23 protein-coding genes, 1 tRNA gene and 1 other RNA gene are annotated in these 25,163 nt (G+C 27.3%); 18 read left to right on the top strand and 7 right to left on the bottom strand.

All coding sequences use genetic code 11. The features are described 5' to 3' along the window. Positions 1–507: 507 nt before the first annotated feature. Positions 508–775, bottom strand: an RNA gene (gene ffs, locus ABGF45_RS06665) — signal recognition particle sRNA large type. Beyond that, positions 774–866, bottom strand: a tRNA-Ser gene (locus tag ABGF45_RS06660). Before ABGF45_RS06660 ends, ffs begins: the two co-directional genes overlap by 2 nt. 231 nt (positions 867–1,097) lie before the next feature. Between ABGF45_RS06660 and ABGF45_RS06655 the strand changes: the two genes are divergently transcribed. Both ABGF45_RS06655 and ABGF45_RS06650 read left to right on the top strand, forming a co-directional pair. Further along, complete coding sequence (locus ABGF45_RS06655; protein ID WP_134744113.1) at positions 1,098–5,669, top strand: S8 family serine peptidase; 4,572 nt, start codon at positions 1,098–1,100, stop codon at positions 5,667–5,669. A gap of 99 nt (positions 5,670–5,768) precedes the next feature. Then, the gene (locus ABGF45_RS06650) at positions 5,769–6,374 is read left to right on the top strand and encodes a superoxide dismutase (protein WP_134744112.1); all 606 of its coding nucleotides are present in this window, start codon (positions 5,769–5,771) and stop codon (positions 6,372–6,374) included. Positions 6,375–6,481: 107 nt separating this feature from the next. On the opposite strand, the gene ABGF45_RS06645 is transcribed toward ABGF45_RS06650, so the two are convergent. Together ABGF45_RS06645 and tyrS are read right to left on the bottom strand one after the other, a co-directional pair. After that, entirely contained in the window at positions 6,482–7,705 is a 1,224-nt protein-coding gene (locus tag ABGF45_RS06645; protein WP_134744111.1) for an AI-2E family transporter, read from the bottom strand. A 10-nt stretch (positions 7,706–7,715) separates the two neighbouring features. Continuing rightward, positions 7,716–8,957 (bottom strand): tyrosine--tRNA ligase, encoded by a 1,242-nt coding sequence (gene tyrS, locus ABGF45_RS06640; RefSeq protein ID WP_134744110.1) that lies wholly within the window; start codon positions 8,955–8,957, stop codon positions 7,716–7,718. A gap of 146 nt (positions 8,958–9,103) precedes the next feature. On the opposite strand from tyrS, the gene ABGF45_RS06635 reads away from it, so the two are divergent. Continuing rightward, the gene (locus tag ABGF45_RS06635) at positions 9,104–10,099 is read left to right on the top strand and encodes an LEM-3-like GIY-YIG domain-containing protein (protein WP_408112663.1); all 996 of its coding nucleotides are present in this window, start codon (positions 9,104–9,106) and stop codon (positions 10,097–10,099) included. A gap of 241 nt (positions 10,100–10,340) precedes the next feature. Here the strand turns inward: ABGF45_RS06635 and ABGF45_RS06630 are convergent, their stop codons facing one another. Continuing rightward, a complete protein-coding gene (locus ABGF45_RS06630; RefSeq protein ID WP_134711241.1) occupies positions 10,341–10,565 on the bottom strand; it encodes a hypothetical protein in 225 nt (74 codons plus the stop codon). 277 nt (positions 10,566–10,842) lie between these two features. Here ABGF45_RS06630 and metG point away from each other — a divergent pair, with 277 nt between their 5' ends. The 7 genes from metG (at position 10,843) to ABGF45_RS06595 (ending at position 16,627) form a co-directional block, all read left to right on the top strand. Beyond that, positions 10,843–12,795 (top strand): methionine--tRNA ligase, encoded by a 1,953-nt coding sequence (metG, locus tag ABGF45_RS06625; RefSeq protein ID WP_134744109.1) that lies wholly within the window; start codon positions 10,843–10,845, stop codon positions 12,793–12,795. Next, positions 12,795–13,598, top strand: a complete 804-nt coding sequence (locus tag ABGF45_RS06620) for a TatD family hydrolase (RefSeq protein WP_134711237.1) — start codon at positions 12,795–12,797, stop codon at positions 13,596–13,598. Before metG ends, ABGF45_RS06620 begins: the two co-directional genes overlap by 1 nt. Further along, entirely contained in the window at positions 13,585–14,133 is a 549-nt protein-coding gene (gene rnmV / locus ABGF45_RS06615; RefSeq protein ID WP_134711235.1) for a ribonuclease M5, read from the top strand. Before ABGF45_RS06620 ends, rnmV begins: the two co-directional genes overlap by 14 nt. Then, entirely contained in the window at positions 14,134–14,997 is an 864-nt protein-coding gene (gene rsmA, locus ABGF45_RS06610) for a 16S rRNA (adenine(1518)-N(6)/adenine(1519)-N(6))-dimethyltransferase RsmA (RefSeq protein ID WP_134744108.1), read from the top strand. Between the two features lie 90 nt (positions 14,998–15,087). Next, complete coding sequence (locus tag ABGF45_RS06605; protein ID WP_134711231.1) at positions 15,088–15,318, top strand: glutaredoxin domain-containing protein; 231 nt, start codon at positions 15,088–15,090, stop codon at positions 15,316–15,318. Between the two features lie 139 nt (positions 15,319–15,457). Beyond that, positions 15,458–15,589, top strand: coding sequence for a PH domain-containing protein (locus tag ABGF45_RS06600; RefSeq protein ID WP_134711229.1), 132 nt, complete (start codon positions 15,458–15,460; stop codon positions 15,587–15,589). A 33-nt stretch (positions 15,590–15,622) separates the two neighbouring features. Then, positions 15,623–16,627 (top strand): PTS transporter subunit IIC, encoded by a 1,005-nt coding sequence (locus ABGF45_RS06595; RefSeq protein ID WP_134711227.1) that lies wholly within the window; start codon positions 15,623–15,625, stop codon positions 16,625–16,627. Between the two features lie 567 nt (positions 16,628–17,194). On the opposite strand, the gene ABGF45_RS06590 is transcribed toward ABGF45_RS06595, so the two are convergent. Further along, complete coding sequence (locus ABGF45_RS06590) at positions 17,195–17,365, bottom strand: hypothetical protein (RefSeq protein WP_167554106.1); 171 nt, start codon at positions 17,363–17,365, stop codon at positions 17,195–17,197. 523 nt (positions 17,366–17,888) lie between these two features. Beyond that, positions 17,889–18,092: a DUF1858 domain-containing protein gene (locus tag ABGF45_RS06585; RefSeq protein ID WP_134711225.1), complete on the bottom strand. Its 204-nt coding sequence runs from the start codon at positions 18,090–18,092 to the stop codon at positions 17,889–17,891. Between the two features lie 104 nt (positions 18,093–18,196). Here ABGF45_RS06585 and ABGF45_RS06580 point away from each other — a divergent pair, with 104 nt between their 5' ends. The 8 genes from ABGF45_RS06580 to whiA all read left to right on the top strand — a co-directional run bounded on the left by ABGF45_RS06580 (position 18,197) and on the right by whiA (position 25,163). After that, positions 18,197–19,798, top strand: a complete 1,602-nt coding sequence (locus tag ABGF45_RS06580) for an alpha-amylase family glycosyl hydrolase (RefSeq protein WP_408112662.1) — start codon at positions 18,197–18,199, stop codon at positions 19,796–19,798. Positions 19,799–19,916: 118 nt separating this feature from the next. Continuing rightward, positions 19,917–20,159, top strand: a complete 243-nt coding sequence (locus ABGF45_RS06575) for a Veg family protein (RefSeq protein WP_134711221.1) — start codon at positions 19,917–19,919, stop codon at positions 20,157–20,159. Between the two features lie 62 nt (positions 20,160–20,221). Further along, complete coding sequence (gene murI / locus ABGF45_RS06570; RefSeq protein ID WP_134744107.1) at positions 20,222–21,019, top strand: glutamate racemase; 798 nt, start codon at positions 20,222–20,224, stop codon at positions 21,017–21,019. A 99-nt stretch (positions 21,020–21,118) separates the two neighbouring features. Next, a complete protein-coding gene (locus ABGF45_RS06565) occupies positions 21,119–22,018 on the top strand; it encodes a D-alanyl-D-alanine carboxypeptidase family protein (protein ID WP_134711217.1) in 900 nt (299 codons plus the stop codon). 14 nt (positions 22,019–22,032) lie between these two features. Next, positions 22,033–22,941 (top strand): UDP-N-acetylmuramate dehydrogenase, encoded by a 909-nt coding sequence (gene murB / locus ABGF45_RS06560; protein WP_134711215.1) that lies wholly within the window; start codon positions 22,033–22,035, stop codon positions 22,939–22,941. A gap of 15 nt (positions 22,942–22,956) precedes the next feature. After that, positions 22,957–23,799 (top strand): RNase adapter RapZ, encoded by an 843-nt coding sequence (gene rapZ, locus ABGF45_RS06555; protein ID WP_134711213.1) that lies wholly within the window; start codon positions 22,957–22,959, stop codon positions 23,797–23,799. A 15-nt stretch (positions 23,800–23,814) separates the two neighbouring features. Then, positions 23,815–24,228 (top strand): NUDIX hydrolase, encoded by a 414-nt coding sequence (locus ABGF45_RS06550; RefSeq protein ID WP_134711211.1) that lies wholly within the window; start codon positions 23,815–23,817, stop codon positions 24,226–24,228. Continuing rightward, positions 24,228–25,163 (top strand): DNA-binding protein WhiA, encoded by a 936-nt coding sequence (whiA, locus tag ABGF45_RS06545; protein WP_134744106.1) that lies wholly within the window; start codon positions 24,228–24,230, stop codon positions 25,161–25,163. Before ABGF45_RS06550 ends, whiA begins: the two co-directional genes overlap by 1 nt.

Below are 25,163 nucleotides of genomic sequence, written 5' to 3'. Positions count from 1 at the left end.
TATGATAAATAGAGGTTGTTGCAAAAATAAATTTTTTATTTATTTTTTAATAGTTCTTCTAATAATAAAATTAATACTCAAATTAATTAGTTTTTTAGTGAATATTTAATTGTATTACTAAATAAAAAAAATATTAATATTGGATTATTTTTAACAATATTATCAAAATCATCTCAAAAATGACATAATGTCCTTGATATGGGTAGTAGTTTAAAATTTACAACTTAATTAAAATACCTCTCAAAAATCAAAAAATGCAAAAATGAGATGTAAAATTGATTAAAATCATCAAGATTTATTCATTAAAAAAATCCCCACAAAATTTAAGATTTAAAACTTGAGATAATACTGTCTATATGAATTAAATTTTTACAAATTACAATCTATTATTTATTTTGCAACATTGAGTAATTTTTATTTACGTGCTTTTTAAACGGGCTTTCTAATTTAAAAATAAAAAAGATAGTACATAAAAAGGGAGACTGTACTATCTTTTTTTTTATATGTATGCACACCCAGTATCGGCTTAAAACCCGCTGCTGCTTTCAGACTAGTTAGCTCGAGAAAGGCTACCTCACGGCACACAAGAGGGACTACTTAATGCTGCTTCCTTCCGGACCTGACATGGTTCATAGATTCTTGTTGCATGAGACCATCCTGTCAACACCACTTTTTAAGCGCATATCAACAAATTATCAAGTCTCAATCTGGGAATTCAACCCCGCTATAGCGGATTGCGGGTGACAGGGTACCGCTACCACCCCGTTTAGTGCTGGCGGAGAGTGAGGGATTTGAACCCTCGGTACGACTAATTATCGTACACATGATTTCCAATCATGCACCTTAAGCCACTCGGACAACTCTCCAAATATTCAAATTTACTTATTAATTATATAAGAATAAAATAAATAAGTCAATATTTTGTGAAGAATTATTAATTTAAATGAGAGTATAATTATTAAATTTGATATATGTTATATATAAATCGATTATAAAATTAAGCTGCACTTTACTTTTAATTTAGTTTAACCTAAAATAAAAGTTTACAAAGGTGAACACTTATTTTATAATGTTTTATATGAAAACGAGGAGGTATAATGAATAAAACGAAGAAAATTTATATAAGGCTAATTAGTTTTTTACTTGCGTTGTTTATTATTTTTACTGGGTTGGGGCAAATTTATGCAAAAAAATTATTTAGGTCCCCAGAAAATAATAAGGTTAGCGGTAAATTTTTTAATAATATTATAGAAAAAGAGTTTGAGGACGCTTTTAATAAAACTGATTATGTAGAATATATTATAACTATGAAGAAAAAACCTGAAATAAAAAATGATTCTAAATCTCATGAAGTTGTACAAAAACTTTTAGATACTGCATTAGAAGATCAGGAAGATATTATAGAGGCAATAAAAAAGGAAGTCAAAAATGGTAATATAAAAAATTATGAATCTTTTTTTATAGTAAATAGTATTTTTATAATTGGTAATAAAAATTCGTTTCAACTGTTATCTAAAAGAAATGATGTAGAAAAAGTTGTTTTAAATAAAAAAATAAATATAGAACAAAATTATACTAAAAACAATTTTGAGGGAAAATATTTCAAAAGTGATTATGTTGAAAATAATGATATTTCAAAAAAACATATTCCATGGAACCTAAAAAGTATATCTGTTCATAAAACTTTTTCAGAAGGTTATAAAGGAAAAGGTATAGTTGTTGGTATAATTGACTCAGGGGTTGATGTAAATCATCCTGCATTAAAGTCATCATATAGAGGAAATGATGAAGATAAGAGATATTACAGTTTTTTTGATGCTACAACCGGAATAAAAGGTGGAGAACCAACTGATGCTACAGGGCATGGAACTCATGTTGCCGGTACGATATTGGGAAATGATCCTAAAGGAAATTCACTTCTTGGAATAGCACCGGAAGCAAAATGGATTGCGGCCAAAGTTTTTGATAAAGATGGCGAAACAACTCCAAAACAATTGCTTGATGCAGGTCAATGGATGCTTGCGCCTACTGATAAATTTGGAAATGCACATCCAGAAATGGCACCAAAGATTATAAATGCTTCGTGGGGTGGTAATTCAGAGGATGAATTTTTTAGAGCAATTTTACAGGCTTGGCGTAAAGCTGGGATACTTCCTGTATTTTCAGCAGGGAATGCAAATGCTTTTAATGAAGGAGGGGATGGTTCTATAGGGACACCTGCAAGTTATCCTGAGGCTTTTTCTGTTGGAGCTATAAGAATGGATGATAAAGTTGCAAAATTTTCTTTAAGAGGGCCAAGTAAATATGCTGATGGATTTAAACCTGATATAGTTGCTCCTGGAGTAAATATTAAATCTTCAATAAAAGGAAATAAATATGAAATAAGAACGGGGACATCTATGGCTAGTCCTCATGTAACAGGAGTTGCAACACTTATATATAGTATAAAAAATGATTTTAAGCCGGAAGAAGTTGAAAAGATATTAAGAGAAAGTGCAACTGCACTGACTGATGATGATTATGTTTCGAGTCCTAATCATGGATATGGATACGGTAAAGTAAATGCATATAAAGCTGTTAAGATGGCTGAAAAAATAAAAAAAGATGAAAGATATAAATTTTCTAAATTAAAAGGAAAAATAATTGTTAAAGGAAAAGATATAAATGATGTAAAAATAAATCATACGCCCATGAAGACAATGTATAAGGGAAGACCTTTTGATATTATTGCTAAAGTAAGCGATGATACATATCTAAAAGGAGTTAAACTTTATATAAATAAAAAAGGAAAATGGGAAATAAAGGATTTTAGTTTATATAATGGAAATAAAAAAGAAGGCAAATATTCAGTGAAAATATTACCTGAATTTTTAGATACCGAAAAAATAAAATATTATATAGAAGCTATTGACGGAGAAGGAAAATTAACAAAAACTCCTGAATATACAGTAGAAGTAAAAGATGGGATAAGTATAGGATATAAGCAAAATTTTGAAGAAAATCTTGATGGAATTGAATATGGAGGGAAAACTCCTTTTTGGGATTGGGGTAATGTTAAAGACGAAGTTAATAAAACTGTAAAAGCAAAAAGTAAGGTTTTATCTACAGGTTTAGATGGAAACTATAAAAGGCTTAATAATCCTGTATTTGTCTTACCTACTGTTGATTTAACAAAAGAATTGGAAAAACAAGCAGCACTTAAATTTAAGCATTTTTATGATTTAGATAATGGAGAATACGCATTTTATGATACTGTAGAAGTTTGGATAGGAGAAGTTCCTAAAAATTTGACAGATAATGAAAAGATAGACTACAAAAGAATTAAATCTTATACTAATTCTTCAAAAAAATGGATAGAAGAACATATTGATTTATCTTCATATAAAGGAAAGAAAATTTCTATAATGTTTGGTTTGAGAATTGGAGAATATAGTAAAAAAAATAAATTGGGGTGGTTTATTGATGATATAGAAATAGTTGAATCTTTGATTGAAACTCCAAGTTATCCAACACAAGATATAAGCTTAGATTATAGAAATCAACAGATAATATTTAATTTTAAAGCTGTATCTAATAATAAAATTACAAGATATAATCTTTACAGATCCGGTTTAAAAGACGGTAAATTTGAAAAAGTATCTTATTTTGATATAAGTGAAAGTAAAAATTATATAACATTAACAGATAATCCTAAAATAAAAAAAGGGACATACTATTATTATGTTACTTCTTCAATTGGAGAAAAAGAAAGTTTGCCATCTAAGGTATTTTCACATACATTTACTGAAGGAAAAGAAATTTTTAGTTACGATTTTGAAAAAGATGATCAAGGATGGATTTCTAAATCGGATAAAGGAATTAAATGGACTAGAGGTAAAATTGATGAAAAAGAATTAAGCGAAAATGAAGTAGGCAAAAGACCCACACCTTCTCAAACTAAAGGTAAAAATGAAGGAAGTCCCAATGTTTGGGGAACTGAATTAAATGACTTTAGAAAGGAAAATTCAGAGTATATCTTAGAGTCTCCTATTATGGATTTGTCTAAGTTGAAAAAAGCAAGACTATATTTGCAAATGTGGTTTAATACTTCCGGAAAATCAGGCTCTGATGATTATGGAAAATATAATAATGACATAGGATATATAAAAATATCAAAAGACAATGGAAATAAGTGGCATAATTTGTTTGAATTAAAGGAAGAAAATATAGATAAAAAAAATATTCATGGGGTAAATCGAAATAAATCAAATTGGTTTACTGATGGTTTTGATATACCTAAAGAATATTTAACTGATAATGTTAAAATTCAGTTTGTATTAAAAACAAATTCTGACATGAATGATAATAATAGTGGGGGTTGGTATATAGATGATGTATCAATAAATGATATATCTCCTGTTAATATAGAACAAAATAAAGACATAATATACAATCTAAATAATTTATCAGTAGAAAATGTAAAAGAAAGTAATAAAGATACTAATCAAATATCATTTGGAGAATCTGCAACTATAATGATAGAAGAAACAGGTGTTTATGTAAATAGTGAAAAGGGAAGCGGAGAATATGAAATAATTCACCCTGAAGGAGAATATACACTTGTTGTTAAAGCTAAAGGATATAAAACACATAGAGAAAAAGTATTATTTAAGGAAGGCCTGGATCAAGAAAAAGACATTTTACTTAATAAAGCAGAAAAATTTTTATTAAATCTTTCCGTTAAAGATGATAAAGGTAAAAAAATAGAAAATCCTGTTATACAAATATATGATGAATATAGATTTGAACCTATACAAAAATATATATCCAATTCTATAAATAATGTGGCTATTGAAGAAGGATTATATAAAATACTAGTTACAGCTAAAGGCTATAAGAGTGAGTTGGATCGAGAAGTATTTATAAGAGGAAATTTAAATAGAGATTTTGTATTGAAAAAAATAAAATTAAATGAATCTTATGAAAAATACTATGATGATGGAATAGCTGAAAAAGGATTGCTAAATATAAAACCGGATCAAAAGGTAGCTGCAAGATTTGTTGTAAATAAGCTTAGTCAAATTAATTCTGTAAAGTTGATGTTTAAATCTAATAACAATAAATCTATTGGTAAGATTTTTAATATAAGTGTTTATGGTAAAAACAATATAGATCTTCTTCCTGGTAGAGTTTTGTTAAAAAATTTCGATGTTAAAGTCGATAAAGTAGAAGAATGGCAAGAAGTTATTTTACCTGAAAGTATTCAAGTTGATGATGAATTTTTTGTAGCATATAGTCAGAAAGATGATACTTCAAATGGTCCTGTACTTGGTATTGATGAAGATACTAAAGGATTGGGAAATTATTATAAAATGATTAATAATGCATGGAATGAACCGAGTGAAGTAGGAAGCTATATGATTAGAGTAAATTTATCAGAGATAGATTCTGATAAAGATTTAAATAATAACACTATTAAAAAAATGATAAAAGAAGATTTCAATAAAGGTAAGGATGATAATATAATTCAAATACTGAAAAATTATAATTTCAGCCAAAAAATAAATAATTATAATGTAGGTGAAAATCCAAAAACTTCAGATGATTTTATATTATATTTTCCTGTTTTAATAATTGTGTTAGGATTATTCGGCATTAAAAGTATAAAAAACATTAAGGAAAATTTATGATTTTAAATTTACTAGTAATTAATATTTTGTGTTATTATATTTAAAAAGGGTATATATTTTATATAAAATATTTAAGATTAAATTCTAAGGGAGGGATTTATGAAATTTGAATTACCAAAATTACTATATGCATATGATGCATTGGAACCATATATAGACGCAAAAACAATGGAAATACATCATGGTAAGCATCATGCTGCTTATGTAAATAATCTTAATAAATCTATTGAAAATTATGAAGATTTACAAGAAATGACATTAGAAGAATTAATTAGTGGTATTGATAAACTTCCATCTGATATACAAACGGCAGTTAGAAATAATGGTGGAGGACATATAAATCATTCATTTTTCTGGGAAATATTAAGTAATGATGGTTGTAAGCCACATGGTAATCTAAAAAAAGCTATTGAGAAGAAATTTGGTTCAGTTGATAATTTTAAGGATGAGTTTTCAAAGGCTGCAGTAGGAAGATTTGGTTCAGGATGGGCGTGGTTAGTAATAGATAACGGTGAATTAGAAGTTATGTCAACCGCAAATCAAGATTCTCCATTAATGGAAGGGAAAACTCCAATAATAGGGTTGGATCTTTGGGAACATGCTTATTACTTAAAGTATCAAAATAGAAGACCGGAATATATTGATGCATTTTTTTATGTAGTTAACTGGAAAAAAGCTGAAGATATATATAATCAGTCTATGTAACAAGTTTTATGATAAAACGAAAAAACATTTATTTATAAACAAATTGAGGCTGTTGCAAAATAACATTTTTGGTTATTTTGCAACAGCCTCAATAATATATTATTGTTTTATTTTTTATTTGAATATTTTTTTGAATTTTGATTAAATTTGGGCGTTACACCGTTAATTTTCATACAAGTAAAGTTAATTAGAATATTTACAATAATAACAAAAGGTACAGATAGTATCATTCCCCAGACACCAAATATACCACCTCCAATTATTATTGATATTAAAATTACGACTTCATGTATACCTGAAGATACACTCATCAATTTTGCACCCACTATATTTTGTTCTATCCATTGAAGTACAAATGATAAAAATCCGATCCATAAGAATAGTATTGGAGATTTTATAAGTGCAAATGCAAGAGCTGGAACTGTTGCAAGTATTGGTCCAACATATGGAATAATATCAACAAACATAGTAATTAATCCGATTATCAAGGCGAAGGGTATGCCGAATATTTCTAACATTATCCAGGTGGCCACACCTATAAATACAGACATCAACGCTCTACTTTTTATAAACTCAAACATCGCAAAATTGATTTCTTTATATAAATATTTTGCATCCGGTCTAATTTTTGGCGGGATTAACGAATACACTGATTTTATAATTTTATCTTTATCTACTATAAAATAATAGGTAATAATAGGAATAAGAACACCTATGATTATTGCTTCGATACTTCCCTGTAAAGTTGTAATTAATGTAGAAATCCATGTAGGAATAGAATTACTTGTACGTAAAAGATAGTCATTTACATTTGTTCTAAGTGATTCTAAAACTTTAGGATTAATGTTCCAATTTTGAAGTGTGTCATTTATTGATATCAATGCCTTATTTATCGAACTTGGAAGAGATACGATAAAGTTGGTAGATTGTTTAATCAAATCAGGAATTATTGCTATTCCTAGAAATACAAAAATTAACAGGATGGAAATATAGGTAATTATTGTGCCCAGACCTCTTTTAATTCCTTTTTGTTCTAGATAATTAACTATAGGATTTAGTAAGTAAGCTAATAATACAGATATGAATACGGCGAAAGTGGTGCTTCCTAATATAGGGTATTCTTTATACATAGCTTTTATAAAAACTATAAGAATACCTATTAAAATAATTTTAAGTATATTTTTCCAGTTTATATTAATTTTTCTTTGTTCTTCAACATTTTTATTTCCTATATAAATTAAATAATATGAACTAAGTCCAACAAAAACTATTATCAATAGAAATAATACATATTGTAAAAATGGTGCTATTGTACTGTTTTTTAAAAACATAATACCTCCATTATGCTAAAACGATTCTATGAAATACTTTTTTACCTTTTTGAATGATTAAATTGTTTTTAAAATCCTTTTCTGATAATTCATAAGCTATATCTTCAACTTTAGATTCATTTAGTTTGATTCCACCTTGTTGAATTAATCTTCTGGCTTCACCATTTGATTTTGTCAATCCAACAAATGTCAACATACTCAATAATCCTTTATTGTTTTCAAAATCCTCTTTTGAAATTTCTGTAGTTGGCATATTTTCATCGATAGCACCCTTTGTAAATAATGCTTTAGATGTTTCAAGAGCCTCTTTAGCCTTTTCTTCACCGTGAATCAATTTTACAATTTCGTATGCCAAAACTTCTTTAGCCTTATTCATTCTTTCATCATTGTATTTTGTTAATTCTTCAATTTCTTCTGTTGGTACGAATGTTAATAACATCAAGAATTTCTTAACGTCTCTGTCATCTGAATTTCTCATGTATTGGAATAATTCATATGGAGAAGTTTTTTCTTCGTCTAACCAAATAGCACCCTTCATGGATTTACCCATTTTTACACCATCAGCTCTTGTTAATAGTTTAAATGTCATAGCATAAACTTGTTTATCTTCATGTTTCTTTACAAGTTCAGCACCACCAAGAATGTTTGACCATTGGTCAGAACCACCCATTTGAATCATACAACCATATTTTCTATTCAAAACTAAAAAGTCATATGATTGCATTAGCATATATGAAAATTCAAAAAATGTTAAGCCTTTTTCCATACGATTTTTGTATGCATCTTTTTTCAACATTTCATTAACGTTGAAATGCACACCGATTTCTCTCATAAAGTTTAAAAAATTTAAATCTAATAGCCAATTTGCGTTATTATCAATGATTGCTTTTCCATCTGAAAAATTAATGTATTTTTGGAATTGATTATAGAATCTTTGAGCGTTGTAATCAATTTTTTCTTTTGTCATAACCATTCTCATATCAGATCTTCCTGATGGATCCCCAATCATAGTAGTACCACCGCCAAGTAGAGCAACAGGAATGTGTCCGTGAGCTTGCATTCTCATCATTACCATTACCTGAATCCAGTGACCAAGAGTCAATGAGTCAGCAGTAGCATCAAATCCGATATAAAAAGGAACTTTTTCTTCAATTAATAATTTCTTCAAGTCTTCTTCATGTGTACAATGATCTAAGTAACCTCTTTCAACTAGTTCATCATATACACTTTTATGTTTAATCTCGTATTTCATCTTTTCCTCCGCAAAATTGTATATATTTTATATTTTATAGCAATATTGAAATATAGTCAATTAAAGGATTATTTACTATAGTATTAATAAGTTAGATAATATAAAAAATTAAAAGAATTTCAAAAATAAAATTTAGGAGATATAGTATGATAAATATTAATCAAATAATTAGAGATGTTACTGGTGCTACTAAAGGTGAGAAAGATAAATACTATGTTTACGCACTTTTTGAAAAAGGTAAAAGAAAACCTTTTTATATAGGTAAAGGTCAAAATAGTAGAATTTTTCAACATTCACAAGACGCAAAAAATATTAAAAAATTGATAGAAAATGGTCTATTTGATGAAGAGAAAATGTCATTAAAAATAAAAAAAATAATTGATAATAATGGAGAAATCGAACCTGTAATTGTAAAATTTGGTTTAACAAACGAAGAAGCCTTTGCAACAGAGGCAGCATTAATAAGTTTGTTAGATTATATTTCTGAATTAGATTTAAGTGAGAAGCTTACAAATATTGTAAGAGGCCATGGTTCTAATAGAGAAAAAAGAGTGTATTCAAAAGATAATTTAATAAAATGCCGTACAGTAGAAAATTTCATCTATAATTATGAAATAAGAGATTTTGATTTTTCTAAGATAAAGCATAAGTGTGTTTTTATAAAGATTAATAGTTCATATAAAAGTGAAGATACTAAAGAAAAGACATATGAAAATGTAAGAGGGGTCTGGAATTTATCAAAATCAAAAATGGAAAATGTTGAATATGCTGTCGCATTGTATAGGGGAATATGTGTAGGCGTATATCCAATAAGTGGTTGGAAAAAAGCTTATGATCAATCTGAAGAGTACCCATTCCCTAGGGAAAAAGATAATGTGGAATCTGTGTTAGTAAGATATAGTGATATAGAAGAACTTAAAAGAGATAGACCTGATATATTTGAAGAAATTTTCTCGACGAAACAAGATCCTCAAAAAACACTAACAATTTGGAGAAACAAATACTATTTTTACAGTGATCCTAATAAAAGTATTCCTAAAGATTTAAAAAAAGCTATAAATAAAAGGATTATTAACATTCCTAAAAAAGAAGGAGGATATAAAGATATAAATTCTAGAAGTAGGATATTGTACAATTTTTAAAAATGTAAATTAAAAGAAACTATTTTGATATATTATAACTATTAAAATAGTTTTTTTTATTCTTATATTTTAATTTTCGGAATTATATATTTCAGTTAAAAATTTCCGCTGCTTTCAGGCAGTTCTAGTTTTATACTGTCTTGAATATAAAAAAACTTTAATTTTTGCATCCGGACAATTTATTTTTGCTTTGAAACTATTTCTTTTTTGATTAAAAAAAAGACGGTATTTCTACCATCTCTTAATGAAGTTTATTTTGATTATTTGAAGAATTATTCTCTAATTTTTGATATTTATATGCAATAGCTGAACCTATTGCTGACCATGATGAGCCTATAGTTATTAGAAGTATACCAAGAGTATTACTATTTCTTAAATCTTTATTATAAAGAACTATAATTCCAGCGATAATAAAGAATATTGAACCTAACAAAAATCTAAATGCTATCTTTTTATTTTTATTCACACTTATCCTCCAAATCATATTTATTTAGTTTGTAAAATTCTTTTTTTAATTTCATAATACACCTCTTTTTAGAATCAAATTTCTAAATAACAAAATCCTTTTGTAAATTATACCATAATTTACAATCAAATTTAATAAAAATCGTTTTTCATTGTAAATTTAAATACACGAAAAACAAATTCTTCACAACTTTTTTTTGTTATGTATATTTGATATAATTAATTGATAATATAGTTAAAGAATATATTTAAATAATGATTAAAATTCGGAGGCAGGAATGGATAAAAATAAAAAGCCATATTATATTACAACGCCAATTTATTATCCAAGTGGAAATTTACACATTGGACATACATACACAACAATAGCTGCAGATGCGTTGAAAAGATATAAAAAAATACAAGGATATGATGCTTATTTAGTAACCGGTACAGATGAACATGGACAAAAAATTCAAGAAGAAGCAGATAAAAGAGGAGTTACCCCTCTAGAATTTACAACAGGAATAGTAAAGACTGTAAAAGAGTTGTGGGAAAAATTAGAAATAGATTACGATCAATTTGTTAGATCAACAGACTCGGAACACGAAAAAAATGCACAAGATATATTCCAAAAATTATATGAAAAAGGTGAGATATATAAAGGGGTTTATGAAGGATACTACTGTACTCCCGATGAATCTTTTTGGACAGAATCTCAATTAGATGAAAATGGACACTGCCCAGAATGTCATCGTCCAGTAATTAAAAAGACAGAAGAATCATACTTCTTTAGACTTTCAAAATATACAGATAAATTAATCAAGTTATATGAAGATGTTCCGGAGTTCATTCTTCCTGAAAGAAGTAAAAAAGAAATGATTAATAACTTCTTAAATAAAGGGCTTGATGATTTGTCGGTTACAAGAACTAAAGAATCATTGAAATGGGGAGTAGAAGTTCCGTTTGATGATAAACACGTAATTTACGTTTGGATTGATGCTCTAACATGCTATTTAACAGGAATAGGTTATGGTCAAGACGAAGAAAAATTCAATCATTATTGGCCAGCAGGAATACATCTGATGAGCAAGGAAATTGTAAGATTCCATACTATAATTTGGCCAGCTCTATTGATGGCTTTAGGTTATGATTTACCAAATAGAGTATTTGCTCATGGATGGATACTATTTGATGATACCAAAATGAGTAAATCACTAGGAAATGTGGTTTATCCAGAGCCATTCATCGACCTATATGGAATCGATGCATTGAAATATTTTGTATTAAGAGAGTTTACATTTGGACAAGACGGGTCATTTACAAATGAAAAATTTTTAAATAGGGTAAATTCTGATTTGGTAAATGATTTGGGAAATTTAGTTTCCAGAACAATTGCTATGGTTGAAAAATACAATGAAGCAATCGTTGTTGAGTCAAAAACAAAAGGAGAATTTGACGAAGACCTACAAAACATTGCAAAAAATGCAATAGTAAATGTTGAAAGACATATGGAAGAATTAGCATTTTCATATGCTTTAGAAGATATTTGGACACTTATAAGACGTACAAACAAATATATTGACGAAACAAGCCCATGGGTGTTAATAAAAGAAGATAAAGATAGATTAGATACAGTTTTATACAATCTAATTGAAAGTGTAAGAATAATAGCTCAATTAATAGAACCATTCCTACCTCATACATCAAAATTAATTTTTGAACAATTAGGCATTGAGAGTATGGGATGGGATTCTGCAAGAGAATTTGGATTATATCCTGTTGGAAATAAAGTTACAAAAGGGGAAAATTTATTCCCGAGATTAGATATAAAAAAAGAATTAGAAAAAATTCAAAAAGCAAATGATGAATTATTCCAACAAAGAGTTGGATCTGTAAAAAAAGAAGAATCGAAAGAGGGGATAAAGCCGGCAATTGAATTTGAAGATTTTGAAAAAATCGACATGAAAGTTGGAAAGATTTTAGAGTGTGAAAAACATCCAGATGCTGATAAATTACTTGTTTTTAAGGTGAAAATTGGAGATGAAACCAGACAAATAGTTTCAGGTATCAAAAAATGGTATGAACCGGAACAACTTATAGGTAAAAAAGTTGTAGTTTTGATGAATTTAAAACCTAGAAAAATCAGAGGTATTGAATCACAAGGTATGCTTTTATCAGCTGAAAAAGACGGCGAACTTTCATTACTTTCAGTGCTAAACGATGTTGAAGATGGATCAGGAGTTGCTTAATGAGTGAATATATTATTGATTCTCATGCACATTTGACAGATGAAAAATTTGAAGATAGAGATTTAATTATTGAAAACTTTGAAAAAGAAAAAGTTTTGGCTATGATAAATCCCGGTGTAGATGAAGAATCGAGTATTCAAGCTGTTGAACTGGCGAATAAACATAAAAGAGTATTTGCTTTAGTGGGTACTCATCCTCACGAGGCGAAATTTTATGATGATAATTTAAGAGAAAAATATAGAAAATTAGCTGTAAATAATGATAAAGTTGTAGGGATTGGAGAGATTGGTTTGGACTATCATTATGAATTTAGTCCTATCGAAAAACAAAAGGAAGTTTTTATAGATCAGATAAAATTGGCGAAAGAACTGGATTTGCCTATTATTATTCATTCAAGAGAAGCTTTTGATGATACTTACAACATTCTCAAAAAGTATGCTGTAGGTATGAAGGTTTTATTACATTCATTCAATGAAACTTGGGATGATTGTGAAAAATATCTTGATTTAGGATTTTATATTTCTTTAGGCGGAATGCTTACATTTAAGAATTCTAAAAATTTAATAAAAGTTGTTGAAAACATGCCGATAGATAGATTACTTTTAGAAACTGATTCTCCTTATTTAACACCGGTTCCACATAGAGGAAAAAGAAATGAACCACTTTATACTCATGTTGTTGCTAATAGAATTGCAGAGATGAGGGTTGAAGATGTTTCATATATAAAAGAAAAAACAAATCAAAATAGTATAGAATTTTTTGATTTAATTAATCATGGGTTAAATACAGATGGAAAAAATTAAAGAAATTATTGTAGTTGAAGGAAAAGACGATATTATTGCGGTTAAAAGGGCATTTAAAGGAAATATTGATGTTGTGGCAACTCATGGCCTTGGAATAAAGAAAAACCTTTTAGAAGAATTAGCAAAATTAAATGAAACTAAAGGTATAATAGTTTTAACAGACCCCGATTATGCAGGAAAAAGAATATCTAACATGATTAGAGAATATGTTCCAAATGCAAAATTCGCAAGCATATCTAGAAATGATGCTACAAAGGGGGATAATATAGGAGTTGAAAATGCTTCTGATGAAGCAATTATCAAAGCTATAGATAAGGCTAGACCAATTTACGAAGAATCAAAAGAAATATTTTCTATGGAAGATATTATAGATAATGGATTTTCAGGATTACAAAATTCAAAAGAACGAAGAATTAAGTTCTGTAAAATAGTAGGAATAACTTATTGTAACGCAAAACAATTATTAACAAGATTAAATGCTTTTGGAATTACTAGAGAAGAATTTGAAAAAGCAGTTAAACAATTAGGAGATTAAATGGGAAGAGATAGACTATACTCACCAAAAGTTATAAAAGAAATTAAAAATTTTTTTGGATTTAATTTTTCAAAAGGATTGGGACAAAATTTTCTTACGGATGGAAATGTTGTTAGAGCAATATCCGAGGGGGCAAAAATCACAAAAGATGATAATGTTTTAGAAGTAGGACCAGGATTTGGAACTTTAACAGAAGAACTTTTGATTAATGCTAAGAAGGTAGTATCTGTGGAATTGGATGAGAGATTAAATCCTGTTTTAATGCAGACATTAGGAGAGTTTGATAATTTTGTCCTTGTGAATGCTGATATTCTTAAAGCTGATTTGAATAAATTAGTTTCAGATCAATTTGGAGATGAGCCATTTAAAGTGGTTGCAAATTTGCCTTATTACATTACTACCCCAATAATCGAATTATTTTTAGAAAGTAATCTAAATGTAAAATCACTTACATTTATGGTTCAAAAAGAAGTGGGAGATAGGATTTTAGCTAAACCGGGAAATAAGGTGTATGGTTCATTGACTGTATTTACAAGTTTTTATGCAGAAGCATCAATGGTTGTAAAAGTTCCGAAAACAGTATTTATGCCGCAACCAAAAGTTGATAGTGTAGTTATAAATTTGAGATTGAAAGATAAATTACCGAATGTAAATAAAAAAATATTTTTTAAGCTTATGAGAGGTGGATTTACAAAAAGAAGAAAAAACATATTAAATTCATTGACTACAGATTTATCTTTAGGTGTTGATAGAGCTAAGATGAAGGAAATATTAGCGAAATTAAATATTCCTGAAAACTATAGAGCAGAAGATTTATCACTTGAAGATTATTTAAATATTACAAAGTGTTTAGAAAAAATGTAACAGGGTATAAACAAGTTGCGACTAATATAGTTGAAATTATATGACTTTGTTATATAATTAAAATAACAATAAAAATTAAGGAGAAATAATATGCAAAAAGTTGTAGTATACACATCAGAAACATGCCCTTACTGTGTAGCAGCAAAGGAATTCTTAAAAGAAAATAATGTAGAATATACAGAAAAAAATGTAACATCGGACGAAACAGCAAGAAATGAATTAATCGAAAAGGGTTATAGAGGAGTTCCTGTTATAGTAGTAGGTGAAGAAGAAATTGTAGGATTTGATAAAAACAGATTATCAAGTTTATTAGGATTATAATTCGAGTAGAGCCAGTGCATTTAATGTGTACTGGTTTTTATTTTTTAAATTAATACCTAAACTATTTCTTTTAGCTTCAATATTTATTTTAATAATTTTACCTTTATATAGATATGTAGCTTTAAAAAAAGTGGGATATATGGTTACAAATAAAAGAGTTTACTTGATTTTGGGAATTATAGGAACTGATGTTCAAATCATTGAATATAGAGAAATTGAAAAGCTTAATGTAAATATTGGAATTTTAGAAAAAATGAAAAATTTTATTTAATTTATGTTATATTAAAAGTGATTGGAGGTAATTATGAAAAATTATTTTATAAAAGTACTGAATGGTATGGCTTTAGGCTTATTCTCTTCACTTTTAATAGGTTTGATACTTAAGCAAGTAGGCATGCTTGTTAAATTTGACTTGCTAATTCAATTTGGAGATATGGCTCAAAAATTAATGGCACCTGCTATAGGGGCGGGTGTTGCGTATGCAATTAATGCTCCCGGATTGGTTATATTTTCTGCTATGATTGCAGGTGCAATTGGTGGAGGTTCTGTTAATACTGTTGACGGTAAAACATTAATAAGTATAGGAGAACCTGTAGGTGCATTTATTTCTTCGTTGGTAGCATCCGAATTTGGAAAAAGAATTTATGGTAAAACTAAGGTTGATATTATATTAGTGCCAGCTAGTGTAATAATAATTGGAGGTTTAGTAGGATTTTATTTAAGTCCATATATTTCAAAGGGAATGAATTACATAGGAGAAATTATCAATTTCGCAACCCATCAACAACCATTTTTAATGGGTTTATTAATTTCTTTAATTATGGGAATAATTTTAACTTTACCAATAAGTTCTGCTGCTATAGGAATAAGTTTAGGATTAAACGGATTGGCAGCTGGAGCTGCGATTGTTGGTGGAGCATCTCATATGGTTGGATTTGCAATTGCTTCATATAGAGAGAATGGATTTGGTGGATTAATATCGCAAGGGTTAGGTACTTCAATGTTACAAATAGGAAATATAGTAAAAAAACCAATTATTATGTTACCTGCAATAATCAGCTCAATAATTTTAGGACCAATTTCAACTGTAATTTTTAAGATGCAAGCAACTCCAGCAGGTTCAGGAATGGGAACAAGTGGATTAGTTGGACAATTTTCCACATATTCAGCTATGGGTAAAAATGCTTTTTTAGGAGTGTTGCTATTACATTTCATACTACCCGGAATAATTTCGTACCTTGTTTCTTCGTTTATGTATAAAAAAGGATATATAAAAATGGGTGATATGAAATTGAGTAATGGTAAATAGAAAATTAAAAGGTGTTTTATTGAAAAATAAAATTTTTAATGATATTAGTAAATTTAGATAAAACATTAATTTTAAATTATTTCAATCAAAGGTATTATATCATCGCAAAAATTAGATTTGGCAAAATGAGATAATGAAAATTGGCATCAAAAGTATCGCAAAAATTAGATTTGGCAAAATGAGATAATGAAAATTGGCATCAAAAGTATCGCAAAAATTAGATTATAAAAATTGCGATAATAAAATGAGTCGAAAAAATCAAAATTCATTAATGAAAAATACCCACAAATTAAAAAACATTGAAAATGCGATAAAAATCAGTGCTGAAAAAGTACCCACAAAATTTAAATCATAAAAATTGCGATATTTTTTAGTGAAAAACAATACCCGCAAAATATATATGTTAAAAATTGAGATAATATAGTATATATGGATTAAGAGTTAAATAAGATATACATTTTGTTGGATATTAATGTTATTCTATAAATAAGCCCTGGATATTGAAATTTAGGGCTTATCTATTTTTAAAATTTTATAATATAAAATTTGTTTATTATTTTATCTAATTTAATATATTTTAGGCGTGTTGTTTTCGACGTTTTCTATTTCTTTAGTAATTATTTTTCTTAAATTTAATTTATACTTTTCATATTTAGGCTCAAAAACGATGTTATTTAATTCAAAAGTACCTAATCTCAAATCATGTAAAAAATCATCTACATAAATATCACTATCCATATTATCTTGAAAATTTGTGTTAGAGATTTTATTTAATATAAAAATTTAGGTGTTTTTATAGCTCTATCCTCTTTGCCTTCGCTTATTTGAATTAATGTGGTATTATCGCTTTTAATTTTTTATTCATATTCTTTTCTGAAAATAGATAAGCCTTCTACTATTAATTCATCAGCATTATTCCCTGTTATTGATGTGATTGTTTGTGTAAAAATGTGATCAATGATCTGAAATGAATATTATAACAGTGTTATCTAATTCTCATATTTTATCTAAGTTATCTATAATTCTTCCTAGATTATTATCTATACTTATATAAAATCCTAAATATATATAAGATCCTAAATAATCAGATTCTTCTTCTGCATTTTCACCTCTATATTCTTGAGAAATGGCTGTGATTTTATTATTAATAGAATAGTTTTCTGATAAATCACCAGAATTAGTTAAATTCGATTTTTCAACATATGCATTTTCGTAACCAGATTCTTCTACCTATAAAAAAAGTAATCAAATGATGACTTTACTATTTATTTAATTCCTCTATCAATAAATCTGGTTCAATACCATGAACCATGGCAGCTTCTTCTACTGTTTCTAATTGGCTTATAGGACATCCGATACAACCTAAACCATACATCATAAGAATGCTTAAAGTTTTAGGTTTCAGTTTAATAACATCACCCAATATCATATCACCGGTTATAACTATTTCATTTTTATCTGTCATAATTTCCTCCTATTTGAAAATATTATATTATAAATATCAATACATTTAAAATATTTACCAAAATTTATAATATAATTATATTAAATAATATATTTGGAGGAATAATGAATAGAATAAAAAAAAATATAGCTATAACTTTTGTATTTGTTTTAATATTTACAAATATTTCTTTTGCCGAATCTAAAATTAAATGGGATGAAGAAATAATTTATTTCATACTTACAGATAGATTTTTTGACGGAGATAAGTCTAATAATGAACTATATGGAAAAGATTCATATGATTTAAATCATTTAGAAGCATATCATGGTGGAGATTTTCAGGGAATAATTGACAAGGTTTCTTATTTAAGAGAATTAGGAATTACAACACTTTGGATTACTCCTGTAGTTAAAAATATTGAAACTAATATGAGAAAAGATATAAATGACAAGCAATACGGATATCACGGATATTGGGCTGAAGATTTTACTAAAATTGATCCTCATCTTGGAAACGAAGAAAAATTAATGGAATTGGTAGATGTTTTAGCTGATAATGGAATAAAACTAATGGTAGATGTTGTTTTAAATCATGCTGGATATGGTATGAATAATGAGAAACAATTTAATGATATGTTTAGAAAAAATCCGGATAAAAGTGAAGTTAAAGGAGAATTAGCGGGATTACCGGATTTTAAGACTGAAGAAAGGGAAGTTAGAGATAAACTTATTAAATGGCAATCTTATTGGGCTAACAAAATCTCCCCGAAAGGAAATAAAATTGCGTATTTCAGAGTAGATACCGTAAAACATGTAGATAAAGATACATGGAAAGATTTTAAATCAAAAATAATAGAATTAAATCCGAACTTCAAGATGATAGGAGAAGTTTTTGATGCAAATATAACAAAGACTGGGGGATATTTAGACGATTCCATGATGGATTCTCTTTTAGATTTTGATTTTAAAAATGTTGCATATTCTTTTTCTAAAGGTAATTTTGAGGATGTAAATAGGAAATTAAAATTTAGAAACTCTAAAATAAATGAGAATATTACTATGGGGCAATTTTTATCATCCCATGATGAAAACGGATTTTTAAAAATGAAATTAAATAATGATGTCAACCTGTTTAAGCCTGTTGTTTCTTTACAATTAACAACTAAAGGACAACCTGTTATTTATTATGGGGAAGAAATAGGAATGTCCGGAAAAAAAGATGACTTTACAAATGGTGTTTACAGTGAAAATAGGGAATCTTTTAAATGGGATAAGGTTAAGGATAATAAACTTACTGATCACTATAAGAAAATGATTGAAATTAGAAAAATGCAAAAAGATGTATTTTCTAAGGGTGGTAGAGAAATGGTTTATTCTGATAAAAATGTATATGTATTTGAAAGAAAATTTGGAGATAAATCTATAATTACATTTTTAAATAAAAGTAATGAAAACCAAAATATTGAAATAGATAATAAATTTAATTCTATGAATTTGGTGAATTTATATTCACGTGAAGAAATAAAAGCTGGAAAAACAATCAAAGTGAACGTCCCTAAGAATGAAGCTGGAGGAACTGTAGTTTTAATTGACAAGAATTATGTTCCTAAAGATTTTAAAGTAAAAAAACATTATAGTTCTATTATATATATATTTTTTGTTTTTAATATTTTATTAATTTCTTTCATAATATTTTTAATTATTAAAAAAAAGAATAAAAATTGATTGTAAAATTTTATTGACAATCAAATATTTTTTAGATATAATATTTAATTAATTTGACAATTGTTATTGGTTGTGTTAATATATTACTATCCAAAAACAGAAAAGGATGTGATATCGAATGAAAAGATCAGAAGCATTAGCAGCTATTAGAAGTGAAGTAGAAGAGAACATCGGCAAAAAGGTACAACTTAAGGCTGATAGAGGTAGAAAGAAAATTGTCACCAGAGTTGGATATATTGAGAATGCATTTCCTAATTTATTCACGGTAAAAGTAAATAATGATTTTGATGAAAGTGTTACGCTTTCATACACTTATTCAGACGTATTAACATCAACGGTTAAAATTAAAGTTGTGAGTTAATTTTACAAGCATCGTTTAATCGGTGCTTTTTTTATTGAAAAAATGAAATTAAAGAGGAAATTATGAATATTAGTAATAGACCGATAGGAGTTTTTGATTCAGGACTTGGGGGATTAACTGTTTTAAAAGAATTAAAGAAAATTTTACCAAATGAAAATTATATTTATTTAGGAGATTTGAAAAATAGTCCATATGGAGACAAAAGTGGTGATGAGATAACATCTTTTACTAAAAAAAATATAGAATTTTTTCTGAAAAATGGTGTAAAACTTGTAGTTGTAGCATGTAATACTGCCTCATCATACAATATTGAAAAAATTAGAGAAATTTATAATGTTCCTATAATAACAGTTTTAGAGTCTGCCATAAGCGGTATAAATAAAGAGGATAAGAATATTTTATTGGCTGCAACCAAAGCTACTTGTAATTCTGGTTATTTTGATAAACTTTTAAAAATAAATTTTGAAATTGTAAACTTATATAAAGAGGCTTGTATAGACATAGTACCATCAATTGAAAATAAAAATTTGGTTGATGATGAAATTCAAGTAATAGTTGATAAGTATATAAAAAAATATTCTAAAGAAAAAATTGATAAATTGATTTTGGGATGCACACACTATCCTATTTGGAAAAAATATTTTGAAAATTCAGTAAATAAGGATGTAGAAATATTTGATCCTGCACATAAATTAGCACTAGATGTATATAATTATTTGAATATAAATAGAATGTTAAATAATGATGAAAATTCAAAAATTAAGTTTTGTGTAACTAAAAACAAAGATATATTTTTTGAAAAATCAAAAAAATTTATTGGGGAAAAATTTATTGAAAAAGTTGAAAAAATTGAATTATAATTTTAAAAAAATCTCAAAATTAATCTTTAATTAAATGACTATATATTGTATAATTAAAAAGACAGATAAAGAGTTTTATATAAGGTTTAGGGATGAAAAATGAGATTAGATGATAGATTGAAAAATAGACAAGAAAATAGAAGAATTAAAAAAGATAAAAAAAGAAAGCAAATGAGAAATTTATTGATAGGAACAGTTTTGGTAGTATCTATAAGTGTATCAATTGCTTATTTTTCATTATCTAAAAATCATAATGTAAATGCTAATACAGCCAAAATATCAAGTGATATTAATGAAAGTAAGGAAAATGCATTTTCGGATATACCTATAGGTTATAAAAAAGTTAATAAAACTGCATTTGTATTTAGTTCTACAGAGGATAATCCTAAAAATTTATTAACCTTAAATGAAGGTGAATATGTTGAATTTTTAGGTTCTGAAAAAGGTTGGAGTAAAATAAAACATAAAGGTCAAGTTGGATATGTTGAAAATTCGAATCTAAATTCAACTAAAGATAATGAACTTAAAATTATTAAAGGTCAGCTTATAGTAACAAAGGATTATGTAATTCCAAATGATTTTGAAACTACATTTGATGTTGAAACTGAAAATGCAATGCTTGTAATGTTTGAAGCTATGAAAAGAGAAGGTTTAGAATTAGGAGTTTCTAAAAAATATATAAGTTCAGATGAAGAAACACCAAAAGTTGAAAAACAAAAATACGTTCTTCCATTAATTGAACAAAATGAATTACGAACGGGAAAAGCTATAGAAGTTAATATTCCAAATGGTGCAACTAGAGTTGATTTTTCTGAAACTAAAGAAGGTAAATGGTTAGCTGAAAATGCTTATAAATTTGGATTTATATTAAGATATCCTGCTAATAAACAAGACATAACGGGATTTATTTCTAATCAATATATTTATAGATATGTAGGGTCGGAAGTTGCTAAAGAAATGCATGATTCCGATTTAACTATCGAAGAGTATTTTAAATAGATTAGGAGGGATAAATGTTAGAAAATATAAAAAATGAACTGCTATCAGGAAAATTTGGCGACTCTAAAGAAAATGAAATATTAAGAGAGTATACAACATTTAAAATAGGTGGACCGGCTGATATACTTGTTAAACCTAATTCAGAGTATCAACTTTCAGAATTGGTAAAATTTTGTAAGTTAAATGATATACCTTTAACTATAATAGGTAAAGGATCTAATCTGCTTATAAGAGATAAAGGCGTAAGAGGGGTAGTTATAGTTTTAAGAGATAACTTTAATGAAATAAAAATTGATGGGTTACAAGTTACTGCTCAAGCAGGAGCTTTATTGAGAGATGTAGCGATAGTATCATTTTCTAAGGATTTAACAGGATTGGAACCTGTAAGCGGTATTCCCGGAAGTGTCGGCGGAGCTATTATTATGAATGCCGGAGCTTATGGAACTGAAATGTCAAATATTGTTAAATCAGTAAGATGTATGGAACAAAATGGAGAAATAAGAGAATATACAAATGAAGAAATGGATTTTTCTTATAGACATTCTTTAGCATCTGAAAAAGGCTTGTTAGTTATATCCGCCACATTTAAATTAGAAAAAGGCGAACATGATGAAATTCAACAAAAATTTAAGGAATATGATTATAAAAGAAGTTCTAAACAACCTTTGGAAAAAAATTCAGCCGGTTCAACATTTAAGAGACCTCAAGGACATTTCGCTTCTAAATTGATAGATGATACAGGGTTAAGAGGATTTACTGTAGGCGAAGCTCAGGTTTCAGAAAAACATTGTGGGTTTTTAATTAATATTGAAAATTCATCTTGTGAAAATATGTTGGAACTTATTCGTCAAGTACAAGAAAAAGTTTATGAAAAATATAATGTAAGACTTGAAAGAGAAGTAAAGCTTATAGGTGAAGAATAAAATTAGGAGAATTCTATGGAAGTAGTAATAATAACTGGAATGAGCGGAGCCGGTAAAACTTCAGTATTAAATATATGTCAAGATAATGATTACTATGGGATAGATAATATTCCTCCTAAGTTAATTTCTGAATACTTCCAATTAATTGATAGTGAAAATATGGAGTATAATAAATTTGTTTTTGTTATAGATATAAGATCTGGACATTTCTTAAATGATTTTGAAAATGAAATAATAAAATTAAGAAAACAAGGACATGATGTAAAAATCATTTATTTGGATGCTGATGATGACGAATTAATTAGAAGATATCAAGAGAAGAGAAGACCGCATCCATATAAGAATTTAAGTCTTGGAAATGCGATAAAAAAAGAAAGAGAAGAAATGTTGAAAATCAGAGAGTTATCTGATTATTATTTAAACACTACAGGATTTAATAGTTCTTCATTAAAAAATAAATTATTAGAAATTTTAGAAGTTAAAGAAAAAGCTACAATTCATATAATAAGTTTTGGTTTTAAATATGGAATATTAAAAGAAGCTGATTTATTGTTTGACGTAAGGTTTATAACAAATCCTTTTTATATTCAAACTTTAAAGGAAAAAAGTGGTAAAGAAGAAGAGGTTAGAAATTTTGTTTTAGGCTTTGAAGCGTCAAAAGAATTTATAAATAAGATAGAAGATCTTGTAGATTTTTTAGTACCTAATTTTCTTAAGCAATCAAAAAGCAATTTAGTTATAGGTATTGGATGTACAGGAGGCAAACATAGGTCAGTAGTTATTTCTGAAAAATTAAATGATATTTTAAGAGAAAAATATGACGTTAATGTATATCATAGAGAACAAAATAAATGGTGAAAGGGAGGTGGTTTTGTGAAGGAACATAGCGCCGGCGGCGTAGTCATTAATAATGGTAAAGTTTTAATATTGAAGAAATATTATGGGGATTGGGTACTACCTAAAGGTAAAATGGAAAATAATGAAACCACGGACATTACAGCTGTTAGGGAAGTTGAAGAAGAAACCGGTATAAAAGCTGAAATAATAAAAAAAATAGGATATGCAAGATATCATTATTTAAATCAAGAAGATAAAGATGTTTCTAAAAGAGTTGATTACTATATAATGAAACAAATTGGCGGTGATCTAATTCCTCAAAAAGAAGAAGGTTTTTCTTTTGCTGACTTTGTTGATTATAAAATGGCTGTGGAATTACTAAAACATGATTCTGAAAAAAGAATGGTAAAAAATGCGATAAAAATATATGAAAGTTTTAGGGGAAAATAATGTCTTTCTCAAATAAAATAAAAAAAGAATTATCCATAGTAAAAATTAATAGCAAACTGGAAGCCTTAATAGAATTGTCTTCTATATTAAAATCAAATGCAAGCATTTCAATAAGAAATGCTTTTATTAATATAAACTTTTCTACGGAAAGTGAGTACGTTGTAAAAAGAATATATAAACTTATTGATTATATATATGATTATGAATCTGTAATAAGTAGATTTGAAAATAATTCAATTATGAAGAAAGGTATATATAATATATCTGTTGAAGATGAAAACATAGTAAATAAAATTTTATCAGATTCAGGATTTGATTTTTATGGAAACTATACTACTAAAATAGAAGTAATATTTTCAAGAATAAAAAGTTTAGAAGCAAAGGGAATATCATCATATTTGAGAGGATTATTTATAGGCTCAGGCAGTATGGTTGATCCAAATAAGAATTATCATTTAGAAGTTATCTTTACTACTAAAGATGATTTGGACCTAGCTTGTAAAGTGCTAGAGTATGCTAAAATAGATGTATTAAAAGGTGAAAGAAAAGGAAAATATTTAATTTATATAAAAAATTCAGAAATTATTTCTAATTTTTTAAATATTATAAAAGCCAATAGAGCTTTATTGGAGCTTGAAAATATTAAAATAGAAAAAGAAATAAGAAATGATACTAATAGAAGGATAAATTTTGATATGGCTAATATAAATAAAACAGTTAATACAGCGCAAAAACAATTAAAATATATAGAAATTTTGGAAATGAAAAATAAAGTACCGGAAAATCTAAAAGAGTTAGTAAAATTAAGAAAAAAATATCCTGCGGATTCCTTAAAACAACTTGCTGAAAAATTTGATCCACCAATATCAAAATCGAGCGTATCATATAAAATGAATATGTTGAAATCATTAGCTGAAAAAGAAGAAAAAAAATAA

It is taken from the genome of Helcococcus sp. KG196 (assembly GCF_046035495.1).
Taxonomy (GTDB): domain Bacteria; phylum Bacillota; class Clostridia; order Tissierellales; family Peptoniphilaceae; genus Helcococcus; species Helcococcus ovis.
The sequence above is the reverse complement of the archived record's forward strand: the minus strand, read 5'-3'. Positions and strand labels throughout refer to the sequence as shown.

Bases quoted from the DNA above. Each gene is read 5' to 3' on its own strand.
- ABGF45_RS06655 (WP_134744113.1), top strand. From the start codon at position 1,098: ATGAATAAAACGAAGAAAATTTATATAAGGCTAATTAGTTTTTTACTT.
- ABGF45_RS06650 (WP_134744112.1), top strand. From the start codon at position 5,769: ATGAAATTTGAATTACCAAAATTACTATATGCATATGATGCATTGGAA.
- ABGF45_RS06645 (WP_134744111.1), bottom strand. From the start codon at position 7,705: ATGTTTTTAAAAAACAGTACAATAGCACCATTTTTACAATATGTATTA.
- tyrS (WP_134744110.1), bottom strand. From the start codon at position 8,957: ATGAAATACGAGATTAAACATAAAAGTGTATATGATGAACTAGTTGAA.
- ABGF45_RS06635 (WP_408112663.1), top strand. From the start codon at position 9,104: ATGATAAATATTAATCAAATAATTAGAGATGTTACTGGTGCTACTAAA.
- metG (WP_134744109.1), top strand. From the start codon at position 10,843: ATGGATAAAAATAAAAAGCCATATTATATTACAACGCCAATTTATTAT.
- ABGF45_RS06620 (WP_134711237.1), top strand. From the start codon at position 12,795: ATGAGTGAATATATTATTGATTCTCATGCACATTTGACAGATGAAAAA.
- rnmV (WP_134711235.1), top strand. From the start codon at position 13,585: ATGGAAAAAATTAAAGAAATTATTGTAGTTGAAGGAAAAGACGATATT.
- rsmA (WP_134744108.1), top strand. From the start codon at position 14,134: ATGGGAAGAGATAGACTATACTCACCAAAAGTTATAAAAGAAATTAAA.
- ABGF45_RS06605 (WP_134711231.1), top strand. From the start codon at position 15,088: ATGCAAAAAGTTGTAGTATACACATCAGAAACATGCCCTTACTGTGTA.
- ABGF45_RS06600 (WP_134711229.1), top strand. From the start codon at position 15,458: ATGGTTACAAATAAAAGAGTTTACTTGATTTTGGGAATTATAGGAACT.
- ABGF45_RS06595 (WP_134711227.1), top strand. From the start codon at position 15,623: ATGAAAAATTATTTTATAAAAGTACTGAATGGTATGGCTTTAGGCTTA.
- ABGF45_RS06590 (WP_167554106.1), bottom strand. From the start codon at position 17,365: ATGGATAGTGATATTTATGTAGATGATTTTTTACATGATTTGAGATTA.
- ABGF45_RS06585 (WP_134711225.1), bottom strand. From the start codon at position 18,092: ATGACAGATAAAAATGAAATAGTTATAACCGGTGATATGATATTGGGT.
- ABGF45_RS06580 (WP_408112662.1), top strand. From the start codon at position 18,197: ATGAATAGAATAAAAAAAAATATAGCTATAACTTTTGTATTTGTTTTA.
- ABGF45_RS06575 (WP_134711221.1), top strand. From the start codon at position 19,917: ATGAAAAGATCAGAAGCATTAGCAGCTATTAGAAGTGAAGTAGAAGAG.
- murI (WP_134744107.1), top strand. From the start codon at position 20,222: ATGAATATTAGTAATAGACCGATAGGAGTTTTTGATTCAGGACTTGGG.
- ABGF45_RS06565 (WP_134711217.1), top strand. From the start codon at position 21,119: ATGAGATTAGATGATAGATTGAAAAATAGACAAGAAAATAGAAGAATT.
- murB (WP_134711215.1), top strand. From the start codon at position 22,033: ATGTTAGAAAATATAAAAAATGAACTGCTATCAGGAAAATTTGGCGAC.
- rapZ (WP_134711213.1), top strand. From the start codon at position 22,957: ATGGAAGTAGTAATAATAACTGGAATGAGCGGAGCCGGTAAAACTTCA.
- whiA (WP_134744106.1), top strand. From the start codon at position 24,228: ATGTCTTTCTCAAATAAAATAAAAAAAGAATTATCCATAGTAAAAATT.